The following is a 19,319-nucleotide window of genomic DNA, read 5'->3' on the forward strand; positions in this document are numbered from 1 at the left end:
CGGCCTTGCCTGAGGACTGTCCCGCGACACTAAAGGTGGAGCAAAAGCCGTCAAGGCGCGGTAGGTCGCGCTGGTCCCTCGACCGTTCAGATCGCCTGTCGGTTCAGTCGGTTCGCCGCCGTCTCGGCAACCGCATCGGCAAGCGTCATGCCCCATTGCATCAGGCAATAGGCGCGGAAATCGAAGCAGGGCAGGCCTGGACAGACCTCGAACTCGATGAGGTGGACATGGTCGTTAGCCTCGACCCTGAAATCGATGGAAAACACGTCGCGCAGGCCGAGCCCGCTGACCAGCCGCTCGGCGATGCGGCGGATGGTTGCCGCGGCTGCCGGCTGGGTGTCGGCAACCGCCTCCAGCACCGGCTCGCTGTATAGTCCAGCCGCCTTGGCGGCCTCGCCGGTGTCGCCGTAAAGCGCCATCGAGTCCGCCATGGTCTGGAAATCGCCGCCGGAGTCGACGAACGCAATGCCGAGCGCTTCCGCCCCGGCATCCGTTTGCAGCCCAAGGAAGCTGGCGCGGACATTGCGACCGCCGACATAGGGCTGGACGACGACATCGTCGCGATAAGCGGCATAGACCCGCCGGCTAAGCTCCAGCGCATGGGCCAGGTCGTTGCAGCGTGAATCCGGCCAGATGCCTACCTTGGAGCCGAGCCGGTTCGGCTTGACGAACCAGCCGGCTTCCGAAGCTGGCGGGTCGGCCAGCCAGCGGCCGTCGCGGGCCAGGCCTGCCTGCGGCGCCGGCAGGCCGAGCGCGCAAAGCACGGCGCCGGAACGGAACTTGTCCTGGCAAAGCGCGAACAGCGCATCGTCGGCTCCGATGGTTCTAAGCCCATTCAGCCTGGCAAGTGCGGGCGCTGCAGCACCGCGGAAATAGGCAATGCCGTCGGTCAGCGTCCAGACCAGCGTGGTTGCGGGATCGGCCTTCGCCAGCGCGCTTGCCGCATCGTCGAGTGCAACCGGCATGAAGGCGAGGCCGCGCCGCCCGCAAGCGGCGGTGATTTCATCGAATTCGGGCGCGAGATCGGTCGATTGCGCCAGATAGGACGAGATTTCCAAGGCACGCTCGGCAGGAAAACCATCGGCGACCAGCCTGTCGAAACAGGCCTTTTCAGGCTCGTAGACGAGGATCAAGGTCGGGCGCGGCATGGGTCAGGACCTTCGGTGGTGTTGTCCCACCATGGCATGGCCCCTGCTTCAGACTTGCGCGAAACCGACCGAGGCGGACGCCTGCGCGACAGCGCTCAGGCGATGACCACGCGCGGCTCGAAGCGGCCGTTGACGGGGATGTCGAGCAGGAAGGTCATGCCGGCCTGTGGGTCGAGCTTGCGCTGCTTGTCGTCCTTGCCTTTCCAGGCCGAGGTCACCGCCAGCCGATCGGCCTTGGCGCCGACAAAGGCCGGGCACGAGGACTGCCCCGCCGGCACGGCAATTTCGCGCAACAATGTGCCGTCCGGCGAATAGGCCTTGACCGCCTTGCCGCCCCAGACGGCATTCCACAGCACGCCGTCGCGATCAACGACCGAGCCGTCGACAAAGCCCTTGGACGAGCGATGGTCGACGAACACTTTAGACTCGCCGACCGGCAGGCCAGTCGCCGGATCGCAGGCGACCCGCATCAACAGGCCGGTCGAGGTGTCGGTGTAATAGGCAATCGAGCCGTCTTCGGAAAAACAGATCGAATTCGATACTGTGATGCCGGTGTAAAGCGTGCGCAATTCGCCCTTGAAGAACCAGTAGATGGCGCCGGCGCCCTTCTCCTCACCCTTGCCCATCGTGCCGACCCAGAAGGCGCCGCACGGATGGACGCGCGAATCGTTGGAGCGGGTCAGCGCATTGTCGGCCTCGATGGGCGTATGCAGCGTCAGCTTGCCGGTCGAGACGTCGCGGACATGCAGGCCGGTCTCAGTGGCGATGAGCTGGCGATTGTCATCGACAATGGCGATGGCGCTGGCCATCTGACCGAGCTCATGGACTTTCCGCGCGCCGGACGTGACACCCTGCTCCAGCAGCAGGCCGTTGACAATGTCGAACCAGAACAGCGTATCGGTGGCGGGATCGTAGCTCGGCCCCTCGCCGAGCTCGCAGACATGGTCCGAGAAAACCGAAACGTTTTCCATCATGCCGCTCCGCCGAACGCCGCATCCCAGGCCGTCACCGCCGCCTGCGCGCGCGAGGCCACCTCGTCGACGCTCATGCCGGGTTTGAACAGGCTGGAGCCAAGACCAAAAGCAGTCACCCCAGCGGCTTTGTAGCCGGCAAAGTCTTTGTCGGAAACGCCGCCGACGGCGCCGACCACGGTATCGGCCGGCAGCACGGCGCGCATCGCCGAAATGCCGCTAGGCCCGAGCACGCTTGCCGGGAAGAATTTGAGCGCCGAAGCCCCAAGCCTAATCGCCTGAAAAGCTTCGGTGGGGGTGAACACGCCTGGCATCGTCACCATGCCATGGTGCATGGCGCGGGCCATGACGTCGGCATCGATGTTGGGGCTGACCAGCAGCCGCCCGCCGGCCTTGGCCAAGGTGTCGACATCGGCTGAAGTCAGCACCGTGCCGGCGCCGACCAGCGTTGTCTTGGGCAAAGCGGTGACAATGCTGGCGATCGATGAAAACGGTTCCGGCGAATTGAGCGGCACCTCGATGGCTTCGATGCCAGCGTCAAACAGCGCCTGGCCGATGGCCACCGCCTCGGACGGCTTCAGCCCGCGCAGGATGGCAACGAGGCCGCGCTTCAGCTTCGGGAAAGGTGCGGTCTGGGTCACGCTGTCACTCCACTCTGGTGAGTCATTTGGCGATCATGCCATTTTCTCGCGCCGCTTCGATAAGCCCGGCACGCACCGCCTCGTCGGCGTCGACCGTCCTGACGGCAAGCCCGGCAAGGTCGAGCGCCTGCCGGTAGAGGGCTGCTAGCGAGCCGGACGCAACCAGCACGATTGCGGTGGTGCTTTCGCCATAGCGGCCGCCCGCCGAGGCGATCTCGCCGCCGATCAGCAGGCCGGACAGGCAAGCGGCGGCATCGTCGGCCTTGAGGTTCTGCAGCAGGCCGGCGGCGCGGATCGAGAACAGCCGCGAGGTGACATCGCCGCCCTCCGCCAAAGCCTTGCGGCACCATTCCTGGAAGAACGGATTGTCCGGAGTGACCGGCTTCGGGCTCTCGCCCAGCGAATGGCGCAGGATCGAGTGAGTGGCCAGCACCGAAAACAGCTCGCCGGTCGGCCAGGTGCAGAAGCCGTCGACCGCGCCGTCTTCGACCAGAACCCATTTCGAATGGGTGCCGGGCATGCAGACGAGATGGCGACCTTTTGCCGGCAAACCGGCGCCGGCAAGCTGGGTTTCCTCGCCGCGCATTACGTCCGGCGCATCTTCCAGGCGCTGCGCCAGGCCAGGCACGATGCGGATGTCGCGGCTCTGGCCGGGAATGCGGGCGGCCCCCGCGAGGATGGCACTGAGCGGCGCCGGCACGGTGACGTAAGGCGCTTCCAGCCAACCCTGGCGCGAGCCGGCCATGCCGCAGATGATGACCGGCAGTGTGTCAGGCGCGCCGAGCGCCGCGAGATGGCCTTCGAGGATGGTCGAAAAGCCTTTTTGCTGCGCGGTGATCAGCCCATCATCGCCGCGACGCTCGGCAAGCACCCCGCCCGCCTCGTCGACCAGCCAGACCCGCATGCGGGTCGTGCCCCAGTCGACGGCGGCGACTGCCGGCGTGCCTTTTGCCGGATTTTGATTCACCGGGCTCACAGGAAACCCCCGTCGACGATCAACATCTGCGCCGTCAGCATACGCGAGGCGTCGGAGGCCAGGAACAGCACCGTGCCGACGATGTCGTCGGGCTGCATGACCTGCTTGATGCATTGCTTGGCGACATGGGCGGCGAGCCTCTCCTCGGTGACCCAGAGTTCCCTTTGCCGGTCGGTGATCACCCAGCCCGGCGCAATCGCATTGACGCGGATGCCGTCGACCCCAAGCTTGCCGGCCAGCCCCTTGGTGAGGCCCAGAATGCCGGCCTTGGCGGCGGTGTAGGCCGGCATATCAGGATGGTTGATCAGATAGGAGGTCGAGGTGAAGTTGATGATCGACCCGCCGCCGGCCCGCTTCATGCCCGGCGCCACCGCCTGTGCGGTGAAGAAATGCGGGCGCAGATTGACGGCGAGATTGTTGTCCCAGAACTCGACGGTAACGTCGGCGACGTCGTGGCGTTCGTCCCATGCGGCATTGTTGACCAGCACGGTGACGTCGCCATGCGCCTCAGCCGCTTTGGCGGCCGAAGCGCGCAACGCCTCGACGTCACGCAAATCGGTCTTAAGGTAGAGCGGTCGCCGGCCAAGTTCTTTTTCGACGCGGTCGGCAAGCAGCGTGCTTGGGCCATCGGCGATGTCGATGAAGGCGACATGGGCGCCTTGGCGAACGAAGCCCTCGGTCAGTGCCGCACCGATTCCGGAACCGCCGCCGGTGATCAGCACCGAGGCTCCCCTGAGGTCGGCAAAATCGGCCGATGGCATCATATCTTCATCTCCCGGTCCGGTCGGCGCGCATCCTATCCAGCCAAGTCCGGGGAGCAAGGGCGAAAACGGCGATTTGATTGGCTTATGTCAGACAAAAGGCCGCAAGATGGCGGCCACAGTCGATCTTGGCTCGCGCCGCTGACTTGCTCGACGCAGGCCAGACCGCCGGTCAGACTGCCTTGGCGTAGAGGGCGCCGCGATAGGAATCGCGGAGGTAGCCGAGCGTGGCGTCGGCATCGACCGGTTTGCCGAAGAGATAGCCCTGGCCGCCGGCGCAGCCGAACTGGACGAGGCGGTCGGCCTGCGCCTCCTCCTCGATGCCTTCGGCGACGACATCCATGCCGAGCCCTTCACACATGGCCAGAATGGCGCGGATGATGTGTTCCGACGGGCGGTCGTCGAGGATCGAGGAGACGAAGGCGCGGTCGATCTTGAGCTTGTCGAAATGGAATTCGCGCAAGCGGCCGAGCGAGGACTGGCCGGTGCCGAAATCGTCGAGCGAGACTCGGATGCCGACGCGACGCAGGTCCTCGACGATCTTCTCGGCCGAGGCCGGATCGTTCATCAGGCCGGTTTCGGTGATCTCGATCTCCAGCCGTCGCGGATCGAAGCCGGTGCGGTCGAGGATCGACAATATGTGCAGGCCGGTGTTCTGGTCGACGAGCTGCGAGGGCGACAGGTTGAAGGACAGGAACAGGTCCTTCGGCCAGCTGCGCGCCGCTTCGGTCGCCTTGCGCAGCACCAGCTGCGATAGCGGGCCGATGATGCCGCGCTCTTCGGCGATCGGGATGAACACGGTCGGCGGCACCACGCCGAGGTCGCGATCGGTCCAGCGCGCCAGCGTCTCGAAGCCGATGGTGCGGCGGGTGGTCAAATCGACGATGGGCTGGAAATGCGGTTCGACCTCACCGGCCGAGACGGCACGGCGCAGCGCCTGTTCGATGCGGGTGACGCGCTTGGCCGCCTCTTCCATTTCGCGGGTGTAGACGACGACGCGGCCACGGCCCGAACGCTTGGCGTGGTAGAGCGCCGTTTCGGCCTTGTTGACGAGGATTTCCGTGGTTTCGTCGCCGGAATAAAACAGCGAGCAGCCGACCGAGGCCGAAAGCCTGGCGGTGCGTTCGCCGACATCGTAGGGCGCCGACAGGATCTCGATCATCATGCGCGACTTCTCGGCCGCCGCTTCCTCCGAGAACACCATCGGATACAGGAAGGCGAATTCGTCGGCGCCGATGCGGCAAACGGTGGAGTGGCTGTCCATCGAAGCACGCAGCCGCATCGCCACCTGGATCAATATGTCGTCGCCGGCCTTGTGGCCGAACAAATCGTTGATCGGCTTGAACCCATCGAGGTCGAGAATGCCGACCGTGAACGGCGCGGGATCGTCTGCACGGTCGCTGATCAGGCGATCGACCTTGTCGAAGAAGCGGCGATGGTTGCCAAGCCCGGTCAGCGCATCGGTGAACGCCAGATCCGAGTTTTCCCTGCTTGCCTGCCCGGTGCCAAACGTCGTTTGCATCGGTATCCCTGTTTGTGACGCCCGAAATTTAGGCTGAGACTGGCAGCAAAGCGTTTAGGAAGCGTATCGCGAAATCGATTTTTCGCTGGCGAATGATGCTTTAGCGGACGCGGTAGAGTTCGACCGGGGTTCCGCGCGTTTCGGCCACCGGTTCGAGCCAATCGGGGACGCTTCCCTGCATCAGCCTGGCCAGGAAGCCTTGCGGCGCCTTGGCGGCAAGCATCTTGCTTTCGGCGCTGCCGCGGCAGAGCGCCATCAGGCCGACGTGGTGAGCCGCCGCGATCATCCTCGCCTGGTCCGCCGATCCGAGGAAGGCATCGAGCGCAAGCAGGTCGCCGGCGATGTTGCGATGATAGGGGCCGGCAAAGACGCGGTGCCCGGAATAGGCAAGGATGGGCGAGCCGAGATTGGAAATGGCAAGCACCGTGGTGTCCGGCAGCCGGGCCAACGCCGCGAAGGAGGCCTTGCGCTCGCAGGACGGATCGCTGTCGGTGTCCTGTGCCTCGACCGAGACCTTGCTGGCCTCGAATACGCTCGACGTCGCGGCGGCAGCGCCGGCCCAGACGGCATTCGCCGACACCAGCCAGACCGCCGCCATGCGCAGCGATACGCTGCGCGCAGGGCTGATCCTCGCCCGTTCGCGCCAGCTTGCGATCCAGGCCGACAGCGGGATGACGGCAAAGGCGATCGAGAATGTCGAGCCGCGGACCTGCCAGGCGCTGACGATGAAGGCGCCGACCAGCAAGGCGCCGACGAGGCTGTCCTGGCGGCGCCATGGTCCGCGCAGGCGAAGCGCCATCAGCGCGATCGCCACCAGCGGCGTGACATAGCGCGCCGCCAGCGACGCCGGCTCGCTGGCGGCAATACTGAACAGCGACTGCGCCTCGTCAATGTGATCGAGCCACAATTCCTTGAGGCGCGGATCGAGGTTTGCGTAGGGAGCCGCAAGGCATTGCGGAAACAGCGCCACGATGACGGCGCCCAGCACAAGCGCGAGCAGGCTAAGCGAGATCAGGCGGCGGCTGGCCGTGCCATTGGACACCGTGAGCGACGTCACGGCGGCAAGCGCCAGTCCGGCGATTGCCGCCACCACGAACTGCACAGCCGAGAAGGCATCGCACTGCGGCTGGCCCATGGCCGATGGCGGGATGGTGGTGACGAAGACGAGGGCTGAAACCCCGGCAAAGCCGAGACCGAAATCCCTGGCGATCCGGCGTTCGCCGCCGGGATCGACGACGAACAGCAAGGCGATGCAGGCGCCGATGGTGGCGACATAGGGCGCGGTTTCCATGCCGACGGCCAGCGTCAGGGCCGCACACAGCCCGGAAATCAGCGCCGCCCAGCGACGCGCCGGCGCCTCGAGCAGCAGGCTGAGGCTGGCCATGGTCAGCGTCAGCTGGACATTGTGATGATCGAGCGCACCCGGCAAGAAAATGCCGATGAAATGCAGCGCTGCAGCGCCGATGACGATAGCGGGCAGCACGGCGCCGACGCCGGCGAAGCTTCGTGCCGCACGGGCTGTAAAAAACACCGCCAGGCAGAACAGCAGCGACGGCCACAGCACCTGTGCGATCGCTTCGGCCATGGCCATGCTGCCGGTCAGCGCTGAGGCGGCGAGGATGATGGCGGCGAGCGGTGCGTCGACCAGCCGCGACCAGTGCATGACGAAACCGCCTTCCGGCCCCATCCTGTACTGATGCAGGTCGAACCAGCCCTGGCCGGCCAGCATGTCGCGAACCTCGACCAGCCGCAGCAGGCTGTCATTGTCGCCGCCGGCATTGCTCAATTCGCGAAAGCCCGTGGCGGCATTGACGGCCAGCACCACCAGCATGGCAAGCAGCGCCAGCGTCATATCGGACTTCCAGGAGGAAGCACCCGCCTTGGCTGCGTTCATCATCATGACCTTCGTCGGAAAGACTGCGGCCTTAAACCTAGCCTTAACAGCTTCAATAAATAGTAAAGTCGCCTGAGCGAGGCCGCATATGAGCGCGGCCGGAGGCTCCGCCGGGCGTCGGGAGACGGAAATGCCGCACGAAGTCCGCCATGAGCCGGCCATTGCCGTGCTCCTGCCTTGCTACAATGAGGAACTGACCATCGCCGAGGTGGTGCGGCGCTTTCGCGAGACGCTGCCATCGGCCGACATCTATGTCTATGACAACAATTCCAGGGATTTGACCGCGCTCAAGGCGCGCGCAGCGGGCGCCATCGTCGTCCGCGAGCCGCGCCAGGGCAAGGGCAATGTCGTGCGGCGCATGTTCGCCGACATCGATGCGGACATCTATCTGATGGCCGATGGCGACGGCACCTATGCGCCGGAAGATGCCTCGCTGCTGATCAACATCCTGCAGACCGAGCGCTGCGACATGGTGGTTGGCACCAGGCGCGGCGTCACCGACGATGCCGGCCGTTCCGGCCATGCCTTCGGCAACCGCATCTTCAACAGCCTCTACAAGCGGCTGTTCGGCGCCGACTTCACCGACATCTTCTCCGGCTACCGCGTCTTCTCGAGGCGTTTCGTCAAGAGCTTTCCCGCGGTTTCCGGCGGCTTCGAGATCGAGACCGAAATGTCGGTGCATGCCTCGCAGCTCAAACTGCCGGTGAGCGAGATCGCGCTCGATTATGGCCGCCGGCCTGAGGGATCGTCGTCGAAGCTGTCGACCTGTCGCGACGGCGCCAGGATCCTGTGGATGTTCGCCATGCTGATGAAGGAAACGCAGCCGCTGCGCTTCTTCGGCGCCTTCGCGATTTTCTTCCTGGCGTCGAGCCTTGCCCTGATGACGCCGGTGCTGATCGAATTCGCCCAGACCGGCCTCGTGCCGCGCATGCCGACCTGGGTGCTGTCGGTCGGCCTGCTGCTGCTCTCGATGCTTGCGATGGTGACCGGATTGATCCTCGATTCGGTATCGCGCGGACGCGCCGAGCAGAAGCGCATTTTTTATCTCTCGGTGCCGTCAGGCCGGGTCGAACGGCGCGAACGCACTGGTGAAATCCCGAAGGCCGAACCGGGCAAGACGCCCCGGGCCGCCTGAGGCCGTGAGCCGGCTCGTCCGCTTCGTCCTGGCCGGCGGCGTTGGTTTCGTCGCCGATGCCGCGGCGCTCTGGCTGCTCTTGGCGGTGACGCCGCTCGGTCCCTTCGTCGCCCGTGTCCTGTCGATCGGCTTTGCGCTGTGCGTCACCTGGCAGATCAACCGGCACCTGACCTTTTCGCCGTCGAGCCGCGGCGTGGCGCAGGAGGGCGCGCGCTATGGCGGCGTCGGCATCGCCACCAGCATCGTCAACTATCTCGTCTACTGCGCCATCCTGTTTGCGCTGCCGGCGCTGCCGCCGCTGGCGGCACTTGCCGTCGCCTCGCTGGTCGCCATGGCGCTGTCCTTCCTCGGTTACTCCCGGCTGGTCTTCGACCGGTAAAGGTCTGGGCCAAGCAAGCGCGATTGGCAGAAGCCGCCAAGTTCCGTATATCGGCGACTTGCCTTGCCGCAATTCCGGACGGAAAACCGCTACGCACTTTTCCTGGACTTGCTCGACCCGCTGGAGACCAAAAGATGACCCTGAAGATCGCCGTCCAGATGGACCATGTCTCCACCGTCTCGATCGCCGGCGACACGTCGTTTGCGCTGTCGCTGGAGGCGCAGCGGCGCGGGCACCAGCTGTTCCACTACACGCCGGACCGGCTGTCGATGCTGGGCGGCAAGGTGTTTGCCCGCATCGAGGAGATGAAGCTCCGCGACGAGAAGGGCAATCATTTTTCGCTGGGCGACAAGGTGCGCACCGACCTGTCGGAGATGGATGTGATCCTGCTGCGCCAGGATCCGCCCTTCGACATGAATTACATCACCACCACGCATATTCTGGAGCGCATTCACCCGAAGACACTGGTCGTCAACGACCCGGCCTGGGTGCGCAACAGCCCGGAAAAGATCTTCGTCACCGAATTCCCCGATCTGATGCCCGAAACGCTGATCACCAAGGATCCCCAGGAGGTCGCGGCCTTCCGCAAGGAATTCGGCGACATCATCGTCAAGCCGCTCTATGGCAATGGCGGCGCCGGCATCTTCCATCTCAAGGGAGACGATCGCAACCTCGCCTCACTGCTCGAAATGTTCGCCCAGCTGTCACGCGAGCCGTATATCGTCCAGCGCTATCTGAAGGATGTGCGCAAGGGCGACAAGCGCATCATCCTGATCGACGGCGAGGCGGTCGGCGCCATCAACCGCGTGCCGGCCGACCACGATTCCCGCTCCAACATGCATGTCGGCGGCCGCGCCGAAAAGACCGAGCTGACGGAGCGCGAACGCGAGATTTGCGCCCGCATCGGCCCGTCGCTGAAAGAGCGCGGCTTCATCCTGGTCGGCATCGACGTGATCGGCGACTACATGACCGAGATCAACGTGACCTCGCCAACCGGCGTGCGCGAAGTGCAACGCTTTGGTGGCGCGGATATCGCCAGCCTGTTCTGGGACGCGGTAGAGGCGAAGCGGCGGAATTTGGCCGCGTAGTGTGCGTTGCTACGGAGGACTTTGGTGGGTCCAGAGAAGCATCGAAAGATGCTCTTTATCGGGTAAGACTGCCGAGCAAGCGGCTCATCAAATCAAACTATGTCCCGGAAGCGCCGAGGCCTCAGTTTCGGAGGAAGGAGACCGATAAGTCTGGTCTGCAATTTTCGCTGTGGTGTTGCCCAGTCTTTCAGCAGAAAACCCGCATCGGAGTTCTTTTCCAGCAATGCAAAAGCCGCAGACAGTCCGATCAGGTCGACCAAGGTCCTGCGCATTGAGTGGCGGGAGATTAAATGCGCCAGTCCCGGCGCCACTTCGCACCAACGATTGGCCAGTGCCCGCCGTATCGCTATTTCAGTATCAGGCGACATCCTGCCGAGGCCAACTCCGGTACCCAGGATGCGCCCGTCCGCCCAGCCATTGCCGCCGTGAAGCCGATAACTGCCAAGAGCCCGCCCAATCCTCACGGTTCCGCCGATCATATGGGCGGCACGAGCCATATAACCATCGGCACATATCCTTATTTCGTCCGGATCGGATGGACGCATGATTTCAAGCGGAGCTCGACGAAACATCATCCCCGATGTGGTTGACCAAAACCAACCCACGGTACCCCGATCAATAAATAATAATGTCGGGTCAGCTTCGGTGTCGACATGCAGGTAGCCGCTCATTTTCGGCATCGATCGCGGGTCGTTCAGGTGGAATACGGGATGACCGCCCGCAAGCAGGTTGCCGGCCGTATCTATCACCACCTCATCGGAGCTCGACATTGCCGCGATACGGGTTTGGCTGAGATGCGCTCTCACATGGCATTCTATGAAGTCAGGATGCCAAGCATCGTCACCGTCAAGAAAGGAGATCAGGGGCCCGGCTGTCGCGTCAAGCCCGGTCATCATTGCTGTCAACTGCCCGCCATTTTGCAGTCGGGGCAGAAAGCGGAAACGACTGTCGCCAAGCTGGGACAGACACTCTTCAATCCTTCGGCGGGAACCGTCGGTCGAAAAATCATCGACCACCACGCATTCGAACGCAGTGTATGTCTGCGCCGCTACGGATCGGATCGCAGTGTCGATGAATGCCTCTTGATTGAAACAGCCTACGCAAACGGATACGGTTGGTAGCGCGATGTGAGAACCAGCTCCGCTTGGGACGATGTTTTCTTTCAAGAGGCGCTTCTCCGTACACCAGATTTGATCGCCTGAGATATTCCGTCGATCAAATGGCGGTGTTTCTTTGCCAAATTTCTCTCTATCGAAGCGAGTTTTTCTCCGCACTCAAGATCGCAATTGCCGCATGTTGACCCTACAGCACGGGTATCGCCCTCCTACCAAATTCGAGATTGTCAGAGCCATGCTGCGTCATGGCCACAACCTCAGAAAAGGGCACCCTTCCGCGAAGTCGCAACCTGCTCTTCAGGCCAGTTTGCTGTCGGACGATCCGTTCATATCCTATTCGGGAATGTCCGGTACGCCGCTCGGATTAGCAAGTCATATGCCTTTCCTTCCACGCGGCCACCGCGCCTGGTTTCTCATCTCGCCAACCTGGTCCATCGAAAACAGTGCTAGCGTCAAAACCATCCGGACCTATGCCGTTCTGCATAGACTCAAGAACCCCCGTCACTCGCTAATCTTCCTATCCAACACTCAGGCCGAGGCTGATCTGTTGAATCAGTCCGGCGAGGCCGCCGTCCTGCACAACAAGACGTCAACAACCTCCGAACACATATTCAGGCCTCTCGATGACGTCCCTGTAGAATTTGATGCAATCTACAATGCGCAGCTGGCTCCGTGGAAGCGCCATGACTTGTCGCTTGGCATCCAGCGTTGCGCATTTGTCTTCTATCGAGATTCAAGCGGATCCTCCACGACGGAGTCGGAAAGAGCGCGAATAAATCGGCATAGGGAGCTCGCGCCGCATCACGTCTTTATCAACGAGTTTGACGGCACCGGCAAGCCTGTCCGATTGGCACCGGCTCAGGTGAACACGCATCTAAATCGTGCAGCCGTGGGAATCTGTCTCTCTCACCTGGAAGGACCAATGTTCGCCAGCACGGAATATCTTCTCGCGGGCCTTCCAGTGGTCACGACGCCGAACCATGGCGGCCGAGACCTTTATCTGGATGACGACTATTCGCTCACAGTTCCACCCGATCCTCGATCCATCGCGGAGGCTGTCTTAGCGCTGAAGGAGCGACGAATTCCCCGGGATTACATTCGTTCGCAAACTTTGAAACGAATCGAACGAGACCGCGGGCGGTTCATAGACCTTGTAAACGAGATTTTTCTGGAGAGCGGCTCTTCGCGCCGGATCGCCCTGCCTTGGCCTTTCAGATATCCTGTCATGGAGTGGCTTCCACCGCAGGTCGCGATCGATCGATCGCTTTCAGGTTCGGTCGATGCCTTCATCACCGCTTAGAAGCAACACCCTCAGATCGCCGAAGGGCCTAGTCGCCCTTGTTAAACGCGGTCGAGGAGGCGGAGCAGCCGTTCCATTTTGCTTGACCATCTTCCTTTTTTGCAACCGGCACAGCGCGCTGCAGCCACCACGAATGCATGTTCCTGTAATGTTCTTGCCTTGGCCTGAAATCTATGGTTGTCTTGTCCTGACGTCGCTCGCGGTCTGAACCACAAGGCCGAGGCGAGCCGATATCCGGGGGCAGAGCAAGATGGTGGCGCGGGTTCGCACGGTTGCTTTCCAGGGCATCGAGGCCGTACCGGTCGATGTCCAGGTGATGATCGCGCCGGGCAAGGTCGGCATGCAGATCGTCGGGCTGGCCGACAAGGCGGTGGCCGAAAGCCGCGAGCGCGTGCAGGCGGCACTGCATGCGTCGGGGCTGTCGATGCCGTCGAAGAAGGTGACGGTCAACCTGGCGCCTGCCGATCTTCCTAAGGAAGGGAGCCATTACGACCTGCCGATCGCGCTCGGCCTGATGGCTGCACTCGGCGCCATTCCGGGCGACATGCTGGCCTCCTATGTCGTGCTCGGAGAATTGTCGCTCGACGGCACCATTGCCACGGTCGCCGGCGCGCTGCCGGCGGCGATCGGCGCCAATGCCGAGGGAAAGGGCCTGATCTGCCCGTTCGGCTGCGGGCCGGAAGCGGCCTGGGCGGGCAAGGATTTCGACATATTGGCGCCGCGCAGCCTGATTGCCATCGCCAATCATTTTCGCGGCACGCAGGTGCTGTCGCGGCCCGAGCCCGGCATCCATGTCTCGGCCCGCGACCTGCCCGACCTTTCAGACATCAAGGGCCAGGAAAGCGCCAAGCGGGCGCTGGAAGTGGCGGCGGCCGGCGGCCACAATCTGTTGATGGTCGGGCCTCCCGGCTCGGGAAAATCGATGCTGGCGCAGAGGCTGCCTTCAATTCTGCCGCCACTGGCGCCCAAGGAACTTCTTGAAGTCTCGATGATCGCCTCGGTGGCCGGCGAGCTCGGCGAAGGCAAGCTCACCGACCGGCGGCCGTTCCGCGCCCCGCACCATTCGGCTTCGATGGCGGCAATGGTCGGCGGCGGCATCAGGGCGCGGCCGGGCGAAGTATCGCTTGCCCATAACGGCGTGCTGTTCCTCGACGAGTTTCCCGAATTCACGCCGCAGACCTTGGATGCGCTGCGCCAGCCACTGGAGACCGGCGACTGCATGATCGCGCGCGCCAACCACCGCGTCACCTATCCAGCGCGCATCCAGCTGGTGGCGGCGATGAACCCGTGCCGTTGCGGCATGGCCGGCGAGCCCGGCTATCGCTGCCTGCGCGGTGAGCGCTGCCGCACCGACTACCAGGCGCGCATTTCCGGCCCGCTGCTCGACCGCATCGATCTCAGGATCGAGGTGCCTGCGGTTTCGGCCGCCGATCTGATCCGGCCGGATCGGGCGGAGAAAAGTGCCGCCGTTGCGCAGCGCGTCGCGCGCGCCCGCACCATCCAGCGCGAACGGTTCGAGCGGCTCGGCGTGACCAGCGCGACCACCAACGCGCATTGCTCGCCTTCTGTTATCGAGGACATCGCGATGCCGGATGCCGCCGGCCTGTCTCTGTTGAAGGACGCCAGCGAAAAGCTCGGCTTTTCCGCGCGCGCCTATCATCGGGTGCTGAAAGTGGCGCGCACGCTGGCCGATCTCGAAGCGAGAGAAACCGTCGGCCGCATTCACCTGGCCGAGGCGATTTCCTACCGCATGATGTCGGAGCGGGTGGCGCAGGCGGCGTAACGCTCCTCCTTGAGGGGAAGGTGGCCCCGAAGCGGCAGGGTGGGGGTCGCCGAAGAATGGTCGATCTTTTTGGAGCCGAGCCGAGAAAGGGCCTCTGCAATGACATTGCTTGTAGTGTCGTCCGAAGGGAGTCGCCGCACTTCACGCAGGACCCCACCCGGCCCTTCGGGCCACCCTCCCCTCAAGGGGGAGGGAAATGCAGGCGCTAATTCGCCCGCTCTTTCGCCTTCAGCTCCAGCCGCCGTGCGTGCAGCACCGGTTCCGTATAGCCATTCGGCTGTTCGCGGCCTCTAAACACCAGGTCGCAGGCGGCGTGGAAGGCGATGGAATTGTCGAAATCGGTGGCCATCGGGCGGTAGAGCGGGTCGCCGACATTTTGGAGGTCGACGATCGCTGCCATGCGCCGCAGCGAATCCATCACCTGGATCTGCGAGCACACCTTGTGGTGCAGCCAGTTGGCGATGTGCTGCGAGGAGATGCGCAGCGTGGCGCGGTCTTCCATCAGGCCGACATCGTTGATGTCGGGCACTTTCGAGCAGCCGACGCCCTGGTCGATCCAGCGCACGACATAGCCAAGAATACCTTGCGCATTGTTGTCGAGTTCGCGCTGGATCTCGTCGGGGGTCCAGTTCGGCCGCACCGCCACCGGCACCGACAATATATCATCGAGCTTCGCCTTCGGCCGGCTCTTGAGCGCCGCCTGGACGGCATGGACATCGACCTTGTGATAGTGCGTGGCGTGCAACGTCGCCGCCGTCGGCGACGGCACCCAGGCGGTGCTGGCGCCGGCCTTGGGATGCGCGATCTTCTGTTCCAGCATCGCCGCCATCAGATCGGGCATCGCCCACATGCCCTTGCCGATCTGGGCATGACCGGCGAGCCCGCATTCGAGCCCGATATCGACATTCCACGCCTCATAGGCGGAGATCCAGGCGGCCTGCTTCATGTCGCCCTTGCGGATCATCGGGCCGGCTTCCATCGAGGTGTGGATCTCGTCGCCGGTGCGGTCGAGGAAGCCGGTGTTGATGAACACGACGCGTTCCCTGGCGGCGCGGATCGCCTCCTTGAGGTTGACGGTGGTGCGCCGCTCCTCGTCCATGATGCCCATCTTGATGGTGTTTGCCGCCATACCGAGCAGCGCTTCGACGCGGTCGAAAATCTCGACTGCGAAGGCGACTTCCTCCGGCCCATGCATCTTCGGCTTCACCACATACATCGAGCCCGCGCGGGAATTCATCCGACGCCCGTTGGCGCCGACATCGTGCAGCGCGATCAGCGCCGTCATCGCCGCATCCAAGATGCCTTCCGGCACCTCGTTGCCATCGCGGTCGAGGATGGCCGGATTGGTCATGAGGTGACCGACGTCTCGCACCAGCATCAGCGAGCGGCCAGGCAAGCTCAGCGCGCCACCACTGGGCGCGGTCCAGGCGCGGTCCGGATTGAGCTTGCGCGTGAAGGTTTTGCCGCCCTTGCTGATTTCCTCCGCCAGATCGCCCTTCATCAGGCCGAGCCAGTTGCGGTAGACGATGACCTTGTCCTCGGCATCCACCGCCGCGACCGAATCCTCGCAGTCCTGAATGGTGGTCAGCGCCGATTCCAGGATCACGTCGGCAATGCCGGCCGGGTCGGTGCGGCCGATCTGGTTGGTGCGGTCGATGAGGATCTCGATGTGCAGGCCGTTCTGGACCAGCAGGATGGCTTCCGGGTTGGCGCCGTCGCCGCGGTAGCCGGCAAATTGTTTCGGGTTGGCCAGTGTGGTGCCGCCGGCGCCGGCGCCGAGCCGCAAGGTGCCACCCGAAACCGTCAGCCCGTTCACGCCGGCCCATTTGCCCGAGGTGAGCGGCACGGACTCGTCCAGAAAACTCTTCGCCCAGGCAACCACCTTGGCGCCGCGCACGGGGTTGAAGCTTTTTCCCTTCTCGGCGCCACCGGTCTCGGCAATGGCGTCGGTGCCGTAGAGCGCATCGTAGAGCGAGCCCCAGCGGGCATTGGCGGCGTTGATCGCATAACGCGCATTCATCACCGGCACCACCAGCTGCGGCCCGGCAACGGTGGCGATCTCGGGGTCGACATTGTCGGTCGACACGGAAAAGGCCGGCCCTTCGGGCACGAGATAGCCGATCTCACGCAAGAAGCTTTTGTAGGTCTCCATATCGATGGGCGCGCCATTGGCGCGGTGCCAGGCGTCGATCTGTTCCTGCATGGCGTCGCGTTTGGCCAACAGCGCCCGGTTCTTCGGCGCGAGATCATGGACGATGGACGAAAAGCCGTTCCAGAAGGCGTCGGCGGCAATACCGGTACCCGGCAGCGCTTCGCCGACAAAGTCATGCAGTTCGCGGGCAATCCGCAATCCGGCGATCTCGACGCGATCGGTCATCAGGGCTTCTCCAGATGAAAGGCTTTGCGGCCTTTGGCATGTCAGGGGTGAAGGGTCAATTCAGCTTAGGGTGAAGGCGGGGATTTTGAAGCTGCTGATCTCCCCCCAAGGGGACCCCAAGGGGGGAGATTACCTAAACCGCAATCCTCGGCCGACCCGATGCAACCGCCACCACATGCGCTTCGATAAACATCCGTTGGGCCTCAACGGTAGACACCTTGAACTCGGTCGAAACGTCGATCTCGGCATTATCCGTGCCGGCATCCTTCGCCCGCTCGGCTACGATCGCCCGCACATCAGCCTCCGCTGCCGCGATCGCCTTGGCCTCGTCCGTGAAGTCGCGCACCGTTTGCCCCGACGCGACCCGGAACAAACCTTCCTTGGGCTGGCTGACGCGGGCTTCGGCCGAGACGCGGACCTGGCCGACGACGGCGCCGAGTGCGTTGGCGACGTCGGTATCCTCCGGCACCACGCACTCATTACCGACCAGCTCGGCCAAGCCGGCATAGTGCAGCGGCGCCGAGGCGCCGAGGCCGATGACCGGACGATCGAGCGCGACGCTGAGCCTTGCGATGCCGGGATGGGAATCGACGGCGCGCTGCACCAGCGCATGTGCGACGGTGGCGGCGCCATCCAGCCCGTCTTCGGCAAAGGCTGTCTCCAGAATGTATTCGGCCGACCAGCGCGTGAGCGTCAGCAGCACGCGTTCGGAAATCACCTCCGGAGACGGCGCGATGTACTGGCCTCGCCCATCACGCTTGCGGGCAAACAGTTCGGCGCCGAGCCGGGCCGCAAGCGGGTCCCAGTTGGCCTGCTTGCCGAGCACATGGGCGGCGTCCGAGGGGGTGAAGCCCGAGATATGCACAAGACCGCGCGAGACCAGCCGGTTCAGCGTGGCGTTCTGGGCGTTCGAGGTGAGCAGCCTGTCGATGGCGAGCGGCACGGCACCAATCATTTCATACAGTTTCGCCTCGGGCGCGGTCAGGCCGGCGGCGAGCCTGTCCGGCACGCCGGTGCGCAGCGCGAAGCGGCCATCCATGCGGCCGGGGTTTGGCGCCCGCAGCTGCCGCTCGAGTTCCGAGGTCACGGCCTCGCGATGCATAAGGCCGGCCAGCGCCAGCGGCACCAGGCGACGCGGCCCGAGCAGGATCTTCGGGTTGAGCGCGCCATCTTCCAGCGCCACTTCGGAATCGCCGCCGAGGCCGAAGGTGCGCATGGCGACCGCCTCGACCATGGTGCGGAAGCCGCCGACAGTGGCGCCTTCGGGATCGAGCCGAGGACGGCCGCCGTCGAGCACGGCGACATCGGTGGTGGTGCCGCCAATGTCGGACACCATGGCGTTGTCCAGGCCCGTCATGTGGCGGGCGCCGACCAGGCTGGCGGCCGGGCCGGAGAGGATGGTCTCGATTGGCCGCTGGCGGGCAAACGCCGCCGAAACCAGCGCGCCATCGCCGCGCACCACCATCAGGGGGGCTACGATGTTGCGGGCTTCCAAAAATCCTTCGGTTGCCGCCACCAGCCGGTCGATCATCGAGATCAGCCTGGCGTTGAGCAAGGTGGTGAGTGCGCGGCGCGGACCGCCGAGCTTGGCCGACAATTCATGGCTGGCGGTCACCGGCAGGCCGGTCTTTTCGCGGATGAGGTCGCGCGCGGCGAGTTCATGCGCCGGGTTGCGGGTGGCGAAATAGGCGCACACGGCAAAGCCCGACACCGAGGCGCCGAGTTCAGGGATCGCCGCTTCCAGACCCGACAGATCGAGCTTGGCCGCATTGCCGTGCACGTCGTGGCCGCCCGGACAAAACACCACCGGATCGGTGCCGAGCGCCGTCTTCAGCCCGTCGCGGGCAAGGTCGCCTTCGGAAAAGCCGATCATGATGAGCGCCACACGCCCACCCTGGCCCTCGACCAGCGCATTGGTGGCGAGCGTCGTCGACATCGACACGAGTTTGATGGCGGCCGGATCAGTGGCCGATTTTTCCAGCACCGCATCGACCGCGCCGGAAATGCCTACGGCAAGATCGTGCCGCGTCGTCAGCGCCTTGGCCTTGGCCAGCACCTTGCCTTTTGGCCCGCCTTGTTCCGACCACAGCACGGCATCGGTATAGGTGCCACCGGTGTCGATACCGAGAAACAGGGGTTTTGGCTTGGCGGTCATTTCTGGCGGTCCGGAATTCTGCTTCCCCCCGCCCTTAGCCGATACGGCCCGGCGGATAAAGGCGGGAGGGGTGG

15 protein-coding genes are annotated in these 19,319 nt (G+C 64.1%); 5 read left to right on the plus strand and 10 right to left on the minus strand.

The window, feature by feature from the left end:
* Positions 1–86: 86 nt before the first annotated feature.
* From NKI37_RS22105 to NKI37_RS22135, 7 genes are all read right to left on the minus strand, one after another.
* On the minus strand, positions 87–1,148 hold the full coding sequence (locus NKI37_RS22105; RefSeq protein WP_352789057.1) for a D-alanine--D-alanine ligase family protein: 1,062 nt from the start codon (positions 1,146–1,148) through the stop codon (positions 87–89).
* Between the two features lie 95 nt (positions 1,149–1,243).
* On the minus strand, positions 1,244–2,119 hold the full coding sequence (locus tag NKI37_RS22110; RefSeq protein WP_352789059.1) for an SMP-30/gluconolactonase/LRE family protein: 876 nt from the start codon (positions 2,117–2,119) through the stop codon (positions 1,244–1,246).
* Positions 2,119–2,760: a 2-dehydro-3-deoxy-6-phosphogalactonate aldolase gene (locus tag NKI37_RS22115; protein WP_352789061.1), complete on the minus strand. Its 642-nt coding sequence runs from the start codon at positions 2,758–2,760 to the stop codon at positions 2,119–2,121. Before NKI37_RS22115 ends, NKI37_RS22110 begins: the two co-directional genes overlap by 1 nt.
* A gap of 22 nt (positions 2,761–2,782) precedes the next feature.
* A complete protein-coding gene (locus tag NKI37_RS22120) occupies positions 2,783–3,727 on the minus strand; it encodes a 2-dehydro-3-deoxygalactonokinase (protein WP_352789117.1) in 945 nt (314 codons plus the stop codon).
* A gap of 5 nt (positions 3,728–3,732) precedes the next feature.
* Positions 3,733–4,500, minus strand: a complete 768-nt coding sequence (locus NKI37_RS22125; protein ID WP_352789064.1) for an SDR family NAD(P)-dependent oxidoreductase — start codon at positions 4,498–4,500, stop codon at positions 3,733–3,735.
* A 169-nt stretch (positions 4,501–4,669) separates the two neighbouring features.
* Positions 4,670–6,019 (minus strand): putative bifunctional diguanylate cyclase/phosphodiesterase, encoded by a 1,350-nt coding sequence (locus NKI37_RS22130; RefSeq protein ID WP_023681311.1) that lies wholly within the window; start codon positions 6,017–6,019, stop codon positions 4,670–4,672.
* A 100-nt stretch (positions 6,020–6,119) separates the two neighbouring features.
* Positions 6,120–7,919: a GtrA family protein gene (locus tag NKI37_RS22135; RefSeq protein WP_352794559.1), complete on the minus strand. Its 1,800-nt coding sequence runs from the start codon at positions 7,917–7,919 to the stop codon at positions 6,120–6,122.
* Between the two features lie 124 nt (positions 7,920–8,043).
* Between NKI37_RS22135 and NKI37_RS22140 the strand changes: the two genes are divergently transcribed.
* The 3 genes from NKI37_RS22140 (at position 8,044) to gshB (ending at position 10,515) form a co-directional block, all read left to right on the plus strand.
* Positions 8,044–9,048 carry a glycosyltransferase gene (locus NKI37_RS22140; protein WP_352789070.1) on the plus strand — a complete coding sequence of 335 codons (1,005 nt, stop codon included), beginning with the start codon at positions 8,044–8,046 and terminating at the stop codon, positions 9,046–9,048.
* A gap of 4 nt (positions 9,049–9,052) precedes the next feature.
* Positions 9,053–9,427 (plus strand): GtrA family protein, encoded by a 375-nt coding sequence (locus NKI37_RS22145; protein ID WP_352789073.1) that lies wholly within the window; start codon positions 9,053–9,055, stop codon positions 9,425–9,427.
* Positions 9,428–9,561: 134 nt separating this feature from the next.
* Positions 9,562–10,515 carry a glutathione synthase gene (gene gshB, locus NKI37_RS22150; protein WP_023821715.1) on the plus strand — a complete coding sequence of 318 codons (954 nt, stop codon included), beginning with the start codon at positions 9,562–9,564 and terminating at the stop codon, positions 10,513–10,515.
* Between the two features lie 92 nt (positions 10,516–10,607).
* Here the strand turns inward: gshB and NKI37_RS22155 are convergent, their stop codons facing one another.
* On the minus strand, positions 10,608–11,681 hold the full coding sequence (locus NKI37_RS22155; protein WP_023714454.1) for a glycosyltransferase family 2 protein: 1,074 nt from the start codon (positions 11,679–11,681) through the stop codon (positions 10,608–10,610).
* A 184-nt stretch (positions 11,682–11,865) separates the two neighbouring features.
* Here NKI37_RS22155 and NKI37_RS22160 point away from each other — a divergent pair, with 184 nt between their 5' ends.
* Together NKI37_RS22160 and NKI37_RS22165 are read left to right on the plus strand one after the other, a co-directional pair.
* A complete protein-coding gene (locus NKI37_RS22160; RefSeq protein WP_155921611.1) occupies positions 11,866–12,930 on the plus strand; it encodes a glycosyltransferase in 1,065 nt (354 codons plus the stop codon).
* Positions 12,931–13,180: 250 nt separating this feature from the next.
* Positions 13,181–14,713, plus strand: a complete 1,533-nt coding sequence (locus NKI37_RS22165) for a YifB family Mg chelatase-like AAA ATPase (RefSeq protein ID WP_352595211.1) — start codon at positions 13,181–13,183, stop codon at positions 14,711–14,713.
* 205 nt (positions 14,714–14,918) lie between these two features.
* Here NKI37_RS22165 and NKI37_RS22170 read toward each other — a convergent pair whose 3' ends face one another.
* Together NKI37_RS22170 and NKI37_RS22175 are read right to left on the minus strand one after the other, a co-directional pair.
* Entirely contained in the window at positions 14,919–17,090 is a 2,172-nt protein-coding gene (locus NKI37_RS22170; RefSeq protein ID WP_352789076.1) for a malate synthase G, read from the minus strand.
* 133 nt (positions 17,091–17,223) lie between these two features.
* Positions 17,224–19,245: a hydantoinase/oxoprolinase N-terminal domain-containing protein gene (locus tag NKI37_RS22175; protein ID WP_352789078.1), complete on the minus strand. Its 2,022-nt coding sequence runs from the start codon at positions 19,243–19,245 to the stop codon at positions 17,224–17,226.
* Between the last annotated feature and the right edge of the window lie 74 nt (positions 19,246–19,319).

It is taken from the genome of Mesorhizobium sp. M0626, from assembly GCF_040320665.1.
Lineage (GTDB): Bacteria > Pseudomonadota > Alphaproteobacteria > Rhizobiales > Rhizobiaceae > Mesorhizobium.

What these genes read in the sequence shown, in the direction of transcription:
- NKI37_RS22135 (WP_352794559.1), bottom strand. Translation starts at nt 7,919, where the DNA reads ATGATGATGAACGCAGCCAAGGCGGGTGCTTCCTCCTGGAAGTCCGAT.
- NKI37_RS22170 (WP_352789076.1), bottom strand. Translation starts at nt 17,090, where the DNA reads ATGACCGATCGCGTCGAGATCGCCGGATTGCGGATTGCCCGCGAACTG.
- NKI37_RS22105 (WP_352789057.1), bottom strand. Translation starts at nt 1,148, where the DNA reads ATGCCGCGCCCGACCTTGATCCTCGTCTACGAGCCTGAAAAGGCCTGT.
- NKI37_RS22110 (WP_352789059.1), bottom strand. Translation starts at nt 2,119, where the DNA reads ATGGAAAACGTTTCGGTTTTCTCGGACCATGTCTGCGAGCTCGGCGAG.
- NKI37_RS22130 (WP_023681311.1), bottom strand. Translation starts at nt 6,019, where the DNA reads ATGCAAACGACGTTTGGCACCGGGCAGGCAAGCAGGGAAAACTCGGAT.
- NKI37_RS22125 (WP_352789064.1), bottom strand. Translation starts at nt 4,500, where the DNA reads ATGATGCCATCGGCCGATTTTGCCGACCTCAGGGGAGCCTCGGTGCTG.
- NKI37_RS22165 (WP_352595211.1), top strand. Translation starts at nt 13,181, where the DNA reads ATGGTGGCGCGGGTTCGCACGGTTGCTTTCCAGGGCATCGAGGCCGTA.
- NKI37_RS22140 (WP_352789070.1), top strand. Translation starts at nt 8,044, where the DNA reads ATGCCGCACGAAGTCCGCCATGAGCCGGCCATTGCCGTGCTCCTGCCT.
- gshB (WP_023821715.1), top strand. Translation starts at nt 9,562, where the DNA reads ATGACCCTGAAGATCGCCGTCCAGATGGACCATGTCTCCACCGTCTCG.
- NKI37_RS22160 (WP_155921611.1), top strand. Translation starts at nt 11,866, where the DNA reads ATGCTGCGTCATGGCCACAACCTCAGAAAAGGGCACCCTTCCGCGAAG.
- NKI37_RS22175 (WP_352789078.1), bottom strand. Translation starts at nt 19,245, where the DNA reads ATGACCGCCAAGCCAAAACCCCTGTTTCTCGGTATCGACACCGGTGGC.